Here is a 14,782-nt window from a genome sequence, read left to right as displayed (position 1 = left end):
ATGTCGCAGATGCCCCAGTTGTCCGCCTGCCCGAGCTGCGAATGGCCGCTCGAGTCAGGTGACCGTTTCTGCGGTGCGTGCGGATACGACCTGTCCGCCGTGCCCGTACGGCCGGACGACAACCCGACCATCGCCATGAACGGCTCGACGGCGCCCCCTGCCGGCGCGCCGGGCACGGACTGGCCTGTCGCCGCAGCGCCGGACGGCACCGCCGCCCCGGCGGCCACGCATCTGCCGGCGGATCTTCAGGGCAGGGACTCCGGCGGCCACGAACTGCCCCCGGGCACACCCCCGCCCCCGCTGTCACCGCCGCCCGCCCCACCGGCACCCCCGGCGATGAGCGGTCCCCAAGCGGCGCCCGTCGCCCCGGCTCAGGGCAACCAGGGCGACATGCCCGGCTCACCGGGCTCCCCGGCCGCCACCGACCACGGCCTGCCGGCTCCCGGCCACCACGCCGCGCCCGGCTTCGCCTTCCCGGCCCCGGGCGCCGGCGTGCCGGACGGCGCGCACCCGCAGCCCGCGCCCGCCGGTCCGCCCACCCCGACCGGCTCCCCCGACTCCCCGGCGTCCGGCGTCCGGTTCGACCGTCCGCCGGAGCCCGAGGAGTACCCGTTGCAGGCGCCCGACCCCCGCATCGCCCCCGACCTGCCGACCCCGCGCGAGGGCACCAAGGTGTGCGTGGCCTGCCGCGCGGGCCGGGTCGACCACGACGGGTACTGCGAGAACTGCGGGCACGCGCAGCCGCGCGAGCGCGACCACATGGAGCAGGACGTGGGCCCGGTCGCCGCCGTCAGCGACCGCGGTCTGCGCCACCACCGCAACGAGGACGCGTTCGCCGTCGGCTGCACCGCGCTGCCCGACGGCCGGCCCGCCGTCCTGGCGATCGTCTGCGACGGCGTGTCCTCGGCGACCCGCCCCGACGCCGCATCGATGGCCGCCTCCCGGGCCGCGAGCGAGTCGCTGCTGACCGCCCTGCCGCGCGGCACCCACCCGCAGCAGGCGATGCACGAGGCGATCGTCGCCGCCGCGAACGCGGTCAACGCGCTCGCGGGCGAACCGGCCACGGCCCGCGAGCACGCCCCGCACCAGAACGCCCCCGCCTGCACGATCGTCGGCTCCGTGGTGACTCCCGAACTGCTGATCGTCGGCTGGGTGGGCGACAGCCGCGCCTACTGGGTGCCGGCGGACCGCAGCACTCCCCCGGCCCGGCTCACCGAGGACGACTCCTGGGCCGCGCAGATGGTCGCCGCGGGCCTGATGAACGAGGCCGAGGCGTACGCCGACGAGCGCGCCCACGCCATCACGGGCTGGCTCGGCGCGGACGCGTACGAACTGGAGCCGCACACCGCTTCCTTCAAGCCGGACCGCCCGGGTGTAGTGGTGGTGTGCACGGACGGGCTGTGGAACTACGCGGAGGCGGCCGAGGACATGGCCGACGTCGTGCCCCTCGACGCCGCCGCGCGCCCCCTGCACAGTGCCCAGGTCCTGGTCGGTCACGCGCTCGACGGCGGGGGCCACGACAACGTAACAGTGGCCGTCCTGCCGTTCCCCGCGCCGCCGATGGGGGCAGGATCGGCCTGAGGCCGCACCGCGGGGCGGGGTCTCAACGGACCGGAGGGGACCGGTCCGTCGACAGCCATGGCACCGCCATGGGGTTCTTTAGGGGGATTTGAGAACGCATGGCCAATTTCTCGAAGTCGAACGTGCCGCAGTTCTCGGTGGACGTGTACCAGAACGAGTACCTGCCGGAGGGCGGCCGCGAGGTCAACGCGATCGTCACGGTGACCTCGACCGGCGGGGGCACGGTCGGAAGCGCGGTCGCGGCACCCCATCTCTACGCGCCGGGGCAGGGTCCGTCCGCGGGCGTGGCGATCATGGTCGACTGCTCCGGCTCGATGGACTACCCGCCGACCAAGATGCGCAACGCCCGGGACGCCACCGCCGCCGCGATCGACACCCTGCGTGACGGTGTGCACTTCGCGGTGATCGGCGGCACGCACATCGCCCGCGAGGTCTACCCGGGCGGCGGCCGCCTGGCCGTGGCCGACGCCACCACCCGCGACCAGGCCAAACAGGCGCTGCGCAGGCTCAGCGCGGGCGGCGGCACGGCCATCGGCACCTGGCTGCGCCTCGCCGACCGGCTGCTGCACTCGGACGACGTCGCCATCCGGCACGGCATCCTGCTCACCGACGGCCGCAACGAGCACGAGTCCCCGGAGGACCTCAAGGCCGCGCTCGACGCCTGCGCCGGACGTTTCACCTGTGACGCCCGTGGCGTGGGCACCGACTGGGAAGTGAAAGAAGTCACAGGCATCGCCTCCGCCCTGCTCGGCAGCGCGGACATCGTCGCGGACCCGGCCGGTCTCGCCGCCGACTTCACGCGGATGATGGAGACGGCGATGGGCAAGGAGGTCGCGGACGTCGCCCTGCGGGTGTGGACGCCGGTGGGCACGACCATCAAGTTCGTCAAGCAAGTCGCGCCGACGGTCGAGGAGTTGACCGACCGGCGCACGGAGGCCGGCCCGCGCGCCGGGGACTACCCCACCGGTTCCTGGGGCGACGAGTCCCGTGACTACCACGTTTGCGTCGAGGTCCCCGCCGCTGAGCTGGGCCGGGAGATGCTCGCGGCCCGGGTCTCCCTGGTCGTCCCGCAATCCGACGGCAGCGCGCGGAACTTGGGCGCCCAGGGTCTCGTACGGGCCGTGTGGACCGACGACATGGTCGCCTCGACGTCGATCAACCCACAGGTCGCCCATTACACCGGCCAGGCAGAACTGGCAGAAGCCATCCAACAAGGGCTCGATCTTCGCAAAGCGGGCGATATCGATGGAGCAACGGCGAAACTGGGCCGCGCCGTACAGCTCGCCAGCGCCTCCGGAAACGCGGATACCGCGAAACTCCTTGCGAAGGTGGTGGACGTGGTCGACGCCACGACGGGTACTGTGCGACTGAAGGCGAAGGTCGCGGAGGCCGACGAGATGACTCTCGAGACACGGTCGACAAAGACTGTTCGTGTAAAGAAGTGACCTAGTACTGCCCCAGCAGGACCCTGAAAGCATCGAGCCTGACCCCTTGGGGTTGGAGAAGTCCGGTCGAGGACGGCCGGAAAGGAGAGGGGGAAGCGCCGACATGCCGACCTGCCCGAACGGACACCAGTCGGGTTCCGACGACTGGTGCGAGGTCTGCGGTCACCGCATGGCGGGTGCCGTACCTCCACCTCCTCCGCCGCCCCCGCCCGGCGGCGGCTACGGCTTCCCGCCGCCCGGCGGCCCGGGTGGGCCCGGTGGCCCTGGTGGCCCCGGCGGTCCGTCCGGTGGCCCGAACGCCGGTCAGCCGGGCGGCCGTCCGCACCCGTCCGCCGTACCGGAGCCCCAGCTGTGCCCGCAGTGCCGTACGCCGCGTGAGGGCGGTGCGCCGTTCTGCGAGGAGTGCCGGTGGAACTTCCTGACGAACACGGCGACGTCGTACACCCCCGCCGCCCCGCGCCCGCCGGCGCCCGGCGGTGGCGTGCCCTCCCACTTCCAGCAGCAGTCGGGTCCCCCGCCGTCGTTCGGCGGCGGTGACTCGTACGAGTACCAGGGCTCGCGCCCGTCCCAGGTGAACCGCCCGGCGGAACCGATTCCGCCGTTCGGCGCGGAACCGCCTGGTCCGGGAGGGCCTGGCGGCCCCGGAGGCCCGGGTGGGCCCGGCGGTCCCCGTCCCGGCGGTCCCGGTGGCCCTGGTCCCGGTGGCCCTGGTCCCGGTGGCCCTGGTGGTCCTGGTGCGGGCTTCGGCGGGCCTGGCGGTCCCGGTGGTCCCGGCGGCTTCGGTCCCGGCCCTGGCGGTCCGGGCCACGGTGGTCCGGGCAACCCCGGTGGACCGACCGGCCCTGGCGGCCCTGGCGGTTTCGGTGGCCCCGGCGGCCCCGGTGGTCCGGGGGGGCACGGCGGTCCGGGTGGCAACGCGCCCTCCGGCTTCGGCGGCGACCCGTCGCGGCCGGTTCCGCCGCCGCACGGCCCGACCCCGCCCGGCGGTCCCGGCGCGACCAGCGGTGCCCCGCAGGCGTTCCAGCCGGCCGGCCCGGCCGGTCCCGCCGCCCCTCCGGCCCAGCCCGGATTCGGGCAGGACCCGAACCGTCCGCAGCAGGGCGGCCCGTCCTTCGGCGGCGGCAACGACGACTGGGTGATCTCCCCGCCGACCTCGGGCCCCGGCGGTCCCGGCGGCCCGGGTGCCCCCGGCGCTCCCCCTCAGGGCGGCTACGGCTACCCGCAGCCCGGCCCGGCCCAGGCCCCGCCGCCCGGTCCGGCCTACCCGCAGCAGCCGGCGACCTGGTTGGCGACCATCGGCCCGGACCGCGACTACTTCATGGCGATGATGCAGCGCTCCGGCCCCGAGGCCGCGGGCCTCAACCTGCCCGCGTACTCGCCCGAGCAGCAGCGCACGCTCACCGGCAACCAGATCACCATCGGCCGCCGCCGCCACTCCACCGGCGACACCCCCGACATCGACCTGTCGGTGCCGCCGGAGGACCCGGGCGTCTCGCACCAGCACGCGGTCCTGGTCCAGCAGCCGGACGGCACCTGGGCGGTCGTCGACCAGAACTCGACGAACGGCACGACCGTGAACGGCGCCGAGGAGCCGATCACACCGTTCGTGCCGGTGCCGCTGCAGGACGGTGACCGGGTGCACGTCGGGGCGTGGACGACGATCACGATCCGGCGCGGCCAGGGCTGATCCGACGGACCGGCCCTCAGGTCCGGGCGCGGTTCGGACTCAAGACCGGGAGGGGGCGGTCGTACGGCGAAAAGTGCCGTACGACCGCCCCCTCCGGCGTTCGACCGACGCCCGGCGCGTCAGCCGGGCAGCGCCCACGCGTACGGCCCGTCCGGGTCGTCCAGCCACGCCCACTCGTGCTCGCCGCTCACCGTGATCCCGTACCGCTCCCGCTGCGGCTGCCCCTCCCGCTCCCACAGCGCGTAGGCCTCCTGCGGGTCGAGGCTGCCGCGGGTCAGCGCCAGCAGGAAGCGGAACAGCTCGTGATCGCGGGCTTGGCGCGGCAGCCCACCCAGGTTCGCGGCTCCCGGCGCGGAACGGATGCCGCCGCGCAGTGGCACGAAGTAGGCGGGCGTGTGCAGGAACCGCCCTTCGGCGTGCTCGGCGTCGCGTACGGCGAGGGCGACCAGGCCGGTGGCCAGCGGGGTGAGGATCCGGGCGCCGGGGCGGCACTGGGCCAGCCAGGCACGCGGGATCGACGGCAGGGTGCAGGTCGCGATGATCCGGTCGAAGGGGGCGCGTTCGGGGACGCCGCGTGCGCCGTCCCCGGTGACGACGACGGGCTGGTAGCCGGCGGCCGCCAGATGCCGCCGGGCCGACTCGGTGATCTCCGGCTCCAGATCGACGGTGGTGACGAGGTCGTCGTCGCCGAGCCGGTGGGCGAGCAGGGCGGCGTTGTAGCCGGTGCCCGCGCCGATCTCCAGGACTCGGTTGCCGTCCTCGACCTGCAGCGCGACCAGCATCATCGCCATCAGGGACGGCTGGCTGCTGGAGGAGACCAGCTCGCCGTCGCGCAGCCGGGTGGCCAGCGGGGTGTCGGCGTACGCCCCGCGCACCCAGCGCTCGCGCGCGCCCGGGTCGGGGCTCTGACCCCAGCGCCGCTCGTAGCCGCCGACGACGCCCACGTAGTAGTACGGCACGAACAGATGCCGTGGCACGGCGGCGAAGGCGTCCAGCCACACGGGGTCCTCGGCCCACGCCCCGCTCGCGTCGATCTCCCGCACCAGCGCGGCCCGCGCCGAGGCGGCGAGATCGGCGACTCCCTCGGCGTCCCTGTCGACATCCTGCGCGCTCATACGTCCACTGTCCTGCGGCATGCGGTACGAGGCGAGCGCCCCGCCGGACGATCCGGAACGCGTCGGCCGGTCCTAGGCCTGGAGTCCTCGGTCGCCGCGTCTGAGAGCATGGAGGGCGTACTGCATTTCCCGGGGGACAACCCCCGGACCCCCGGCAGCGACTCGGGCGGACCGGAACAACAGATGCGAGGCAGCTCACGGTGACCGAGATTCGGCGCGGCACGCTTCAGGAGCAGACCTTCTACGAGCAGGTCGGCGGGGAGGAGACCTTCCGCCGCCTCGTCCACCGTTTCTACGAGGGTGTCGCCGAGGACCCGCTGCTGCGGCCCATGTACCCCGAGGAGGACCTGGGCCCGGCCGAGGAGCGCCTGACCCTCTTCCTGATCCAGTACTGGGGCGGCCCGACGACGTACAGCGAGAACCGCGGCCACCCCCGCCTGCGCATGCGCCACGCCCCCTTCACCGTCGACCGCGCGGCGCACGACGCCTGGCTGAAGCACATGCGGGTCGCCGTCGACGAGCTCGGCCTCTCCGAGGAGCACGAGCGGACGCTGTGGAACTACCTGACGTACGCTGCGGCCTCGATGGTGAACACGGCGGGCTGAGCCTGCCCCAAGCGCACCCCGCTCGCCCTCACGGTCGCCGGTTTCGTGCTCGGCATCCCGGTCTTCTTCGAGGTCGGCCTGATCATCCTGATACCGATCGCGTACGGCGTCGCCGCGCCTCCCGCAAGCCGCTGCCGGCCTACGCCCTCCCGATGGGCGCGGCCATGCTCACCGTGCACGCCTTCCTGCCCCCGCACCCGGACGCGGTCGCCGTCACCCAGGCCAACGGCGCCGACCAGGGCCTGGTCCTCCTCCTCTGGCGATGGGCATGATCGGCTTCGGTCTGACGGCCGCGCTGTGGCCACTGGTGTGACCGCGGCCTTCAGCGGACGCTGACGTCCAGGGCACCGATTCCCGCACGCCGTACGGCGATCGACCCGTACGGCGTGCGCAGCCGTAGCCACGCACCGGACGAGAGCAACGCCAACTCCCCGCCGGCGCGCAGGAATCCCAGCGACTGGGCCGCGTGCACGGCCCGCACCGGAAGACGGGTGTCCCCGACGGTCCGGGACCAGATCTCCCGCCCGATGCGGTCCAGCTCGGCCCGGGTGCGCCGCTCGGACGCCAACTCCTGGGTACGGGCGCGGAATTCGGCGACGCCCGCACCGACCATCGCCCGCAGGGCATCCGGCGCGGGCAGCCCCGGCACCGGCCGCCATCCGCCGCGCGGCGGGAGCACCCCGGCCCACGGCGGCCCGGTCACGGCCCCCGGCACGACGGCGGTGGCCGCCGACTCGTCGACGGACTCCAGCAGCTCACCCACGGACACGGTCACGTCCAGCGTGACGTCGAGCCCGTTCTCGTACGGCTTCGCCAGCCGTACCGCGCGGATCGCCAGCACCTCGAAGGACGGCGGCCGCCCGAAGACGGCGAGGGCGGTGCCGGCCGCCTGCAGGCGCACCGCGGCCCCACGGTCGTAGTGGAGCAGCCGGGAGAGGAAGGCCGCGAGGTCCGCCGCCTCCCCCTCGTCGGCGAGGTGGAGCACCGTCATGCGGCGACGGCCTCCTCCTCGTCGTCGTCCATGTACTCGCGCAGGAACTCCCGTTCGTCCTCGGTGAGCCGGCGCGGCCGCTGCGCCTCGAAGTCGAACGGCACTATCACCGTCGACGCACGGACGTAGACGAGGTCGTCGTCCTTCACCTCATAGGTGAGGGTGAAGGACGCGGCCCTGATCTGCGTGACCCACAGCTCGATGTCCACGGGCGTGTGCCGGTGGACGAGCTGCCGCTTGTAGTCGATCTCATGGCGCGCCACCACGGACCCCTGCTTGAAGTCCTTCTCCGGGCGGAACAGGAAGTCGATACGGGCTTCCTCCAGGTAGCGGAGGAAGACCACGTTGTTGACGTGGCCGTACGCGTCCATGTCCGCCCAGCGCAGCGGGCAGCGGTAGATGTGCCGCAAGATCGATCAGCCCCGGGTCAGCTTCTTGTAGGTGGCGCGGTGCGGACGGGCGGCGTCCGGGCCGAGCCGCTCGATCTTGTTCTTCTCGTACGACTCGAAGTTGCCCTCGAACCAGAACCACTTGGACTCGCCCTCGTAGGCGAGGATGTGGGTGGCGACTCGGTCCAGGAACCACCGGTCGTGGGAGACGACGACGGCGCAGCCCGGGAAGTCGAGCAGCGCGTTCTCCAGGGAGCTCAGGGTCTCGACATCGAGGTCGTTGGTCGGCTCGTCGAGGAGCAGCAGGTTGCCGCCCTGCTTGAGGGTGAGCGCCAGGTTGAGGCGGTTGCGCTCACCGCCGGAGAGCACGCCGGCCGGCTTCTGCTGGTCGGGGCCCTTGAAGCCGAAGGCGGAGACGTACGCACGCGACGGCATCTCGACCTGACCGACGTTGATGTAGTCGAGCTCGTCGCTGACCACGGCCCACAGGGTCTTCTTCGGGTCGATGTTCTCGCGGCTCTGGTCGACGTACGAGATCTTGACGGTGTCGCCGACCTTGATGTCGCCGGAGTCGGGCTGCTCGAGCCCCTGGATCATCTTGAAGAGGGTGGTCTTGCCGGCGCCGTTGGGCCCGATGACACCGACGATGCCGTTGCGCGGCAGCGTGAAGGAGAGGTCGTCGATCAGGACCTTCTCACCGAAGGCCTTGCTGAGGTTGTTGACCTCGACGACGATGTTGCCGAGCCGCGGCCCCGGCGGAATCTGGATCTCCTCGAAGTCCAGCTTCCGCATCTTCTCGGCCTCGGCGGCCATCTCCTCGTAGCGAGCGAGACGGGCCTTGGACTTGGCCTGCCGCCCCTTGGCGTTGGAGCGAACCCACTCGAGCTCTTCCTTGAGCCGCTTGGCGCGCTTGGCGTCCTTCTGGCCCTCGACCTTGAGACGGGTCTGCTTGGTCTCCAGGTACGTGGAGTAGTTGCCCTCGTACGGGTAGGCACGCCCGCGGTCGAGCTCGAGGATCCACTCGGCGACGTTGTCGAGGAAGTACCGGTCGTGGGTGATGGCCACGACGGTGCCCGCGTACTTGGCGAGGTGCTGCTCCAGCCAGTTCACGGACTCGGCGTCGAGGTGGTTGGTGGGCTCGTCGAGCAGCAGCAGGTCAGGGGCTTCCAGCAGCAGCTTGCAGAGCGCGACGCGGCGCTTCTCACCACCGGAGAGGTTGACGACGGGCCAGTCGCCGGGCGGGCACCCGAGCGCGTCCATGGCCTGGTCGAGCTGGGCGTCGAGGTCCCACGCGTTGGCGTGGTCGAGGTCCTCCTGGAGCTTGCCCATCTCGTCGAGCAGCGCGTCGGAGTAGTCGGTGGCCATCAGCTCGGCGATCTCGTTGAACCGGTCGAGCTTGCCCTTGACCTCGGCGACACCCTCCTGCACGTTCTCCAGGACGGTCTTCTCGTCGTTCAGCTTGGGCTCCTGCATCAGGATGCCGACGCTGTACCCGGGCGACAGGAACGCGTCACCGTTCGACGGCTGCTCAAGGCCCGCCATGATCTTCAGAACGGTCGACTTACCGGCACCGTTCGGGCCGACGACGCCGATCTTCGCTCCGGGGAGGAAGTTCAGGGTGACGTCGTCGAGGATCACCTTGTCGCCGTGCGCCTTGCGCGCCTTGCGCATGGTGTAAATGAACTCAGCCAAGAGAAACCGTCCGGCAGCTTGAAATCTGGCAGTGGGCAGATACACCCCATCTTGCCCGACCGCTACCCCCTGGGGGAAACCCGTATCGTGAGGGCGCTCTGACCTGGGGTTTCACTGTCGACGACCGACCCTCGACCGTCGTTGCCGGTCGCTGTCGCGTGCCCGCGGGCGACGGCATCGCCGAGGAATTGCGCCTGAGGGGGCCCACTGTGTCGCCGGGCCACGGGGTGATGGGCTGCGCCTTCCCGCGCCGGCCCTGCGCGCGTCCGGGTGCATTCGTGGTGAGATCATGAATTTCGGCGCGCCATTCGGACATTCCAGAACCTTTTCATATTAACTACGCGTGATTGCACGAAATCGGTCTGTCACGGATCGAACACACCTCACTTCACCGGAGATGGCATGCACACGCTTCGCAAGGTTTCCGTCGTGGTCGTCGCGCTCGGCAGCGTCGGCCTCCTGAGCGCCGGCACGGCGACCGCCCAGGGCATGGACGGTCACGGCAACAAGATCCTGCAGAGCTCCAGCTGCAAGTCGCACGACCTGAACCTCGACGTCCTCGGCCAGGTCGGCCTGCTCAACGGCGTGCTGGGCAACGCGCTCAACGGCGAGGGCAACTCGGGCGGCCAGGCCACGCACCTGGGCTCGGAGATGGGCTGCAACAGCAGCGCCTTCTAACCCTCGACGGGGTCCGCCGGCAGTGCGAACCGGTGCCCCATGGCGCGACCTACCGGTGGAGTACGGACCGTGGGCAGACGGTCCCCTGGGTTCCGCCGATGGCAGCGCACCGGTATCCCATGAGCCGCGCCGACCTGGAACAGGTCAGGGGGCGGTCCGTCACTGGCGGACCGTCCCCTCACTTGCGTGGGAACACCCGCCTCAGTCCTGGGTCGCCGCTTCCTTCTTCCGTACGACCACCAGGGCCGCGCCGCCGATCAGGACCAGGCCGATGGCGATGCCCGCGATCAGGGGGGTCATGTCGGAGCCGCCGGTCGCGGCGAGGTTGGTGTCGTCGGTGGTGGTGCCGACGGTGGCGGGGCTGGGCTCGCCGAGGGTCTGGACGTCGGGGCCCGCCGCGTCGGCCTCGGTGACCTGCGTCATGCAGTCCAGCACGCCCGTGAACCGCTTCTCGAAGCCGGCCGGACCCTGGATCGTGAAGTCGTACGCCTGGTCCTCCTGCAGCGGCACCGTCACCGTCCGCGACTCGCCCGCCGGGATGGTGTACTCGATCCCGAGCAGTTCGAAGGTGAACGGCGCGTCGCCCTCATTGGCCGCGGTGATGTCGACACCGCCCTTGTCGCAGTTCTCCACCGCGGACAGCGCGGGTATCGCACCCGTCCCCGCCCAGGTCGCGCTCGCCGTCGCCGAGACGGTCGACTCGCTGGAGCCGGCCAGGATCTGCGTCTGGCTGCGGCTCTCGGCCGCGAAGGCGCGCCCCACCGGCACGGTCGTCGAGGCCTGCACCGTCAGCTCGGCCTGGCCGTCCGCCGCCTTCTCGGGCACCTCGAAGAACACCTGACCGCCGTCCGCCGCGGACGTGACGGGCTTGCCGGCCTTGTCCACGATCCGCACCCCGCTGGTGGCCGCGTCCGCCGGCGGGGTCACCGTCACGCTCTCGGCGTCGGTGCGCACCGTCACCGGTCCGAGCCGCTCACCGGGGTGGCCGGAGACCGCGGGCGGTTCGAGCGTCAGCGACGCCCTCGGCTCCGCCACGTTCCGCGCGCTCTTGTGGAGGTAGTCCGCGAGCTGCTCGGCCTGCGGGTCGAGGGCGTCGACGTCCACGCCGTCCGAGTAGCGCCAGATGGCCACCTGGGTGCCGGCCGCCGCGTCCTGCTCGGTGAGGCCGCCCTTGACGCCCGCCTTGCCGGCGAGCGCCGCGAGGTCGTTCACCTGCGGGTAGGAGTGCTGCAGGATCCAGCGGATCTTCCCGGCGTCCTTGTTGGCGCCCAGCGAGGTGCCGCTCCAGGACGTCTCGTGGTATCTGGCGTCGCGCTGTGTGGGGTTGTGGATGTCGACGCAGTACGTCTGCAGGGTGCCGCCGTTGTCGACGGACATCTCGAACAGGCCCGCCGAGATCTCCTGGTCCCCGGAGTCGGCGTGCACGACCGCCGCACCGTATGTCTTCAGGCCGCCTATCGTGGCGGTCGCCCCGCCCTGGCCCTGCGCCGCCTCGTCGGCCGCGGCCGGGCCGGCGCCGGCCACCACCGTGGCGGCGACGAGCCCGGACACCAAGGTCGAGGCGGCGAGGCGGGCCACCCCTCGCCCCCGCACCGGCAGTGCAGAGAACGCAGCAAACACAGAATTCCCCTTCGAGCAGGACCCGTTGACGTGGGGGAAGGTCCCACCAGCAGAATCACAAGCCCCGAGAGCTATGCCCGGCATCCTAGGTACGCGGCGCACCACGCTTCCCTGGGATCCCGTCGGAGGGCCGATCCGACTCGGAATCGTTATCGCCAAGATCCCTTGCGAGCAGGGCTTATCGACAAATCCCCCGGGGTGGTTCGGAACGCATTCGTCGATAAGCCGCAGTTCGGTCAGCCCGAGAAGGTGACTGACGTCACGTCACCGCTGCTGGTTCTGGGGCGAGTTGGGAATCGTCGGCCGCGGGTGGCGTCTCCCAGTCCGGCTCGGGCCGGTCCGGTGCCGCGACGGCTCCCGCCTCCGTCCGGGAAGTGCGCCGGAAGGCCGAGGTGCCGCGGGCGAGGTCGTGCCCGATCGCCACCGCGTCGATGTCGGCCGAGGTCCAGCTCTGCCCCTCGCGGACGTCCGACCGCACCTTCAGCCTGCCCTGGACCACGACGGGATCGCCCACGTTGAGCGACCCGGCGGCGTTCGTGGCGAGCTGCCGATTGGCCCACACCGTGAAGAAGTTGGTGTGCCCGTCGGTCCACTCGTTCTTCGCGCGGTCCAGGTAGCGCGCGGTCACCGCGAGCCGAAAGCGGGCCGACGGTCCCGTCGCGAGCTCCCGGTACACCGGCTGTGTCGCCACGTTGCCCACCGCGCAGATGGTCGTCTCGTTCATCCTCGAACCCCTCCCTCACCCGGCCACTGCCGCCGGGCGGAAACACGTACGGGCCCGTCCCGTACGGCTGCGTCCGTCGTGACGGCGGCACGCTCACCGCCGTCACCGCGATCGACCGCGCCGTCGCGATCGCCGCGAAGCCAGACTGCCTCCGCCGGGCCGGGCCCGCTGAGCCCTGTGGATCACCGCCCGTCTGTGGAAATCTCCGCCACTCGAACGGGTGACCAACGACCCCCGCCCCCCGACGGCCGCAGCCCCGACCGCCGCAGCCCCAGTGCGCCGCAGCCCAGGGCCACGCCCCCGCGAGGGCACGCCCCCGGGCCTCGGCTCACCTCACCGGTCCGCCGACCCCCATCACCCGCCCGTACTGCTCCCGGACCTCGCGATAGCGCAGCAACTCGGCCGCCACCGGGTCCAGCACCCGGGCCCGCCCGCACCCGGCCGCCGCCTCCCGCAACCGCCGCTCCGCTTCCAGGCCGTACCGCCGAGCCGGCCCCCGTGCCGCGATCCGGCAGCCCCACTCGACGAGCGGCCCGCCGACGATGCCGGCCACCATCAGCAGCACCGGGACGCCCAGGTTCGGCGCCATGACCCCGACGATCTGCCCCACCAGCCACAGCCCGCCGACGATCTGAAGGATCGTCATGGCCGCCTGGACCAGGACGGCCCCCGGCCACCAGCCCGGCCTCGGCGGGCGCCCCGGCGGCAGTCCGGCCCGCGCGGCCAGCTCGTCCAGCGCCTCGGGCAGCCCCTGGGCCCCCCGTACGGCCGCCTCGCGCACCGCCTGCGCCCAGGGCCCGGGCAGCCCGGCCGACGCCTGCTCGGCGACCGTCCGCACCGCCTGCTCGACGCGCTGGCGCGCGGTGGACTCCTCGTCCGTCTGGGTGCGCAGGGAGAGTCGTCCCGTCGGTGCTTCGCCCCGGTCCTGGTACCAGCGCCACAGCCGCAGCCAGGGCGTCCCGCACGCACGGTTGGCGTTGCGCAGCCATGCCCGCTCGGCGGCCTCGCCCGCGGCGGTAGCGCCGATCGCGTCCGCGAGCCGGGCGGAGAACTCGTCCCGTGCCTCCTCGCTCAGCCCGGTCCGCCGGCGCGCGGCGTACACGGGCCGCAGCCGCCATCCGGCTGCCTCCACATCGGCCGAGATCCGGCGGGCCGCGGCCCCGCGCGCAGCCACGAACTGGCCGAGCGCCTCCCGCAGATCACCGACGCCGTCCCCGGTGAGCGCGGACAGCGCGAGCACCGTCGCGCCCGGCTCGCCGTGCTCGCCCAGCGCGATGCCGTCCTCGTCGAGCAGCCGGCGCAGGTCGTCGAGGACCTGATCGGTGGCCTCTCCGGGCAGCCGGTCGGTCTGGTTGAGGACGACGAACATGATCTCGGCGTGTCCGGCCATGGGCCGCAGATAGCGCTCGTGCAGGATCGCGTCGGCGTACTTCTCGGGGTCGACGACCCAGATGACCGCGTCGACGAGCGCCAGGACTCGGTCGACCTGCTCGCGGTGCGCCACGGCCGCCGAGTCGTGGTCGGGCAGGTCGACCAGGACGAGCCCGCGCAGCTGCCCGTCCGCGGCCGCGCTCTGCGCGGGGCGCCGCCGCAGCCGTGGCGGGATGCCGAGCCGGTCGATGAGGCCGACCGCGCCGTCGCTCCAGCTGCACACCAGGGGCGAGGCGGTCGTGGGCCGCCGTACGCCCGTCTCCGAGATGGTCACTCCGGCGAGCGCGTTGAACAGCTGCGACTTGCCGCTGCCCGTGGCTCCGGCGATGGCGACGACGGTGTGCTGCCCGGAGAGCCTGCGCCGCGCAGCCGCCTCGTCGAGCACCCGGCCCGCCTCCGCGAGCGTCTTGCTGTCGAGCCGGGTGCGCGAGAGCCCGACGAGCTCGCGCAGCGCGTCCAGCCGGGACCGCAGCGGTCCGTCGTAGGCGAGGGGCATCACGACCTGCCGCCCGGAGGTGCGCGTCTCCACGACGGCCGGCTGCTCCGCGGCGGCGCTCTCATTCACCCGCCGCGCGATGAGCCCGTCGTCCCAGGGGGTCGAGGATTCCGTGCCGGAGTCGGCGTCCGCACGCGAGGAGGGCTCAGGGCGGGAGGGGGTTTCCACGCGGGACGAGGACTCCTTACGGGACGAAGAATCGTTGCGCGACGAGGAGTCCTTGCGAGACGGGGACTCCTTACGGGACAGGGGCTCCTTACGGGATGGGGGCTCCGTACGACGGGAAGCGCTGCCGTCCTCGGTGCCGCCGGAGCCGCGGGCACCGGCG

Annotated in this window: 13 protein-coding genes; 6 read left to right on the top strand and 7 right to left on the bottom strand. The window is 72.4% G+C overall.

The window, feature by feature from the left end; all coding sequences use genetic code 11:
- The 3 genes from IF78_RS0113415 to IF78_RS46050 all read left to right on the top strand — a co-directional run bounded on the left by IF78_RS0113415 (position 1) and on the right by IF78_RS46050 (position 4,713).
- Positions 1–1,581, top strand: coding sequence for a PP2C family protein-serine/threonine phosphatase (locus IF78_RS0113415; protein ID WP_031476734.1), 1,581 nt, complete (start codon positions 1–3; stop codon positions 1,579–1,581).
- A gap of 98 nt (positions 1,582–1,679) precedes the next feature.
- Positions 1,680–3,026 carry a vWA domain-containing protein gene (locus IF78_RS0113410; protein WP_031476733.1) on the top strand — a complete coding sequence of 449 codons (1,347 nt, stop codon included), beginning with the start codon at positions 1,680–1,682 and terminating at the stop codon, positions 3,024–3,026.
- A 103-nt stretch (positions 3,027–3,129) separates the two neighbouring features.
- On the top strand, positions 3,130–4,713 hold the full coding sequence (locus IF78_RS46050) for an FHA domain-containing protein (protein WP_078662427.1): 1,584 nt from the start codon (positions 3,130–3,132) through the stop codon (positions 4,711–4,713).
- 119 nt (positions 4,714–4,832) lie between these two features.
- On the opposite strand, the gene IF78_RS0113400 is transcribed toward IF78_RS46050, so the two are convergent.
- Entirely contained in the window at positions 4,833–5,828 is a 996-nt protein-coding gene (locus IF78_RS0113400; protein WP_031476729.1) for a methyltransferase domain-containing protein, read from the bottom strand.
- 200 nt (positions 5,829–6,028) lie between these two features.
- Between IF78_RS0113400 and IF78_RS0113395 the strand changes: the two genes are divergently transcribed.
- Both IF78_RS0113395 and IF78_RS50420 read left to right on the top strand, forming a co-directional pair.
- The gene (locus IF78_RS0113395) at positions 6,029–6,433 is read left to right on the top strand and encodes a globin (RefSeq protein ID WP_031476728.1); all 405 of its coding nucleotides are present in this window, start codon (positions 6,029–6,031) and stop codon (positions 6,431–6,433) included.
- A gap of 152 nt (positions 6,434–6,585) precedes the next feature.
- The gene (locus IF78_RS50420) at positions 6,586–6,705 is read left to right on the top strand and encodes a GntT/GntP/DsdX family permease (protein WP_267882936.1); all 120 of its coding nucleotides are present in this window, start codon (positions 6,586–6,588) and stop codon (positions 6,703–6,705) included.
- A 50-nt stretch (positions 6,706–6,755) separates the two neighbouring features.
- Here the strand turns inward: IF78_RS50420 and IF78_RS0113385 are convergent, their stop codons facing one another.
- From IF78_RS0113385 to ettA, 3 genes are read right to left on the bottom strand one after another with little or no spacing between them, the layout of a single operon-like run.
- Positions 6,756–7,424 carry a DUF8185 domain-containing protein gene (locus IF78_RS0113385; RefSeq protein WP_031476727.1) on the bottom strand — a complete coding sequence of 223 codons (669 nt, stop codon included), beginning with the start codon at positions 7,422–7,424 and terminating at the stop codon, positions 6,756–6,758.
- A complete protein-coding gene (locus IF78_RS0113380) occupies positions 7,421–7,834 on the bottom strand; it encodes an acyl-CoA thioesterase (protein WP_031476725.1) in 414 nt (137 codons plus the stop codon). The genes IF78_RS0113385 and IF78_RS0113380 overlap by 4 nt, the downstream gene beginning before the upstream one ends.
- Before the next feature lie 6 nt (positions 7,835–7,840).
- Complete coding sequence (gene ettA / locus IF78_RS0113375) at positions 7,841–9,505, bottom strand: energy-dependent translational throttle protein EttA (protein ID WP_031476723.1); 1,665 nt, start codon at positions 9,503–9,505, stop codon at positions 7,841–7,843.
- Positions 9,506–9,907: 402 nt separating this feature from the next.
- Between ettA and IF78_RS0113370 the strand changes: the two genes are divergently transcribed.
- Complete coding sequence (locus IF78_RS0113370; RefSeq protein ID WP_031476722.1) at positions 9,908–10,183, top strand: hypothetical protein; 276 nt, start codon at positions 9,908–9,910, stop codon at positions 10,181–10,183.
- Between the two features lie 201 nt (positions 10,184–10,384).
- On the opposite strand, the gene IF78_RS0113365 is transcribed toward IF78_RS0113370, so the two are convergent.
- The 3 genes from IF78_RS0113365 to IF78_RS0113355 all read right to left on the bottom strand — a co-directional run bounded on the left by IF78_RS0113365 (position 10,385) and on the right by IF78_RS0113355 (position 14,622).
- Entirely contained in the window at positions 10,385–11,803 is a 1,419-nt protein-coding gene (locus IF78_RS0113365; protein WP_031476720.1) for a Cys-Gln thioester bond-forming surface protein, read from the bottom strand.
- 259 nt (positions 11,804–12,062) lie between these two features.
- Positions 12,063–12,527, bottom strand: a complete 465-nt coding sequence (locus tag IF78_RS0113360) for a single-stranded DNA-binding protein (RefSeq protein ID WP_031476718.1) — start codon at positions 12,525–12,527, stop codon at positions 12,063–12,065.
- Positions 12,528–12,855: 328 nt separating this feature from the next.
- Positions 12,856–14,622 carry a YfjP family GTPase gene (locus IF78_RS0113355; RefSeq protein ID WP_107049936.1) on the bottom strand — a complete coding sequence of 589 codons (1,767 nt, stop codon included), beginning with the start codon at positions 14,620–14,622 and terminating at the stop codon, positions 12,856–12,858.
- Positions 14,623–14,782: the final 160 nt, after the last annotated feature.

This window comes from Streptomyces bicolor, from assembly GCF_000719285.1.
Taxonomy (GTDB): Bacteria; Actinomycetota; Actinomycetes; order Streptomycetales; family Streptomycetaceae; genus Streptomyces; species Streptomyces bicolor.
Note: the sequence above shows the minus strand (reverse complement) of the source record. Positions and strands in the feature narration are given on the sequence as shown.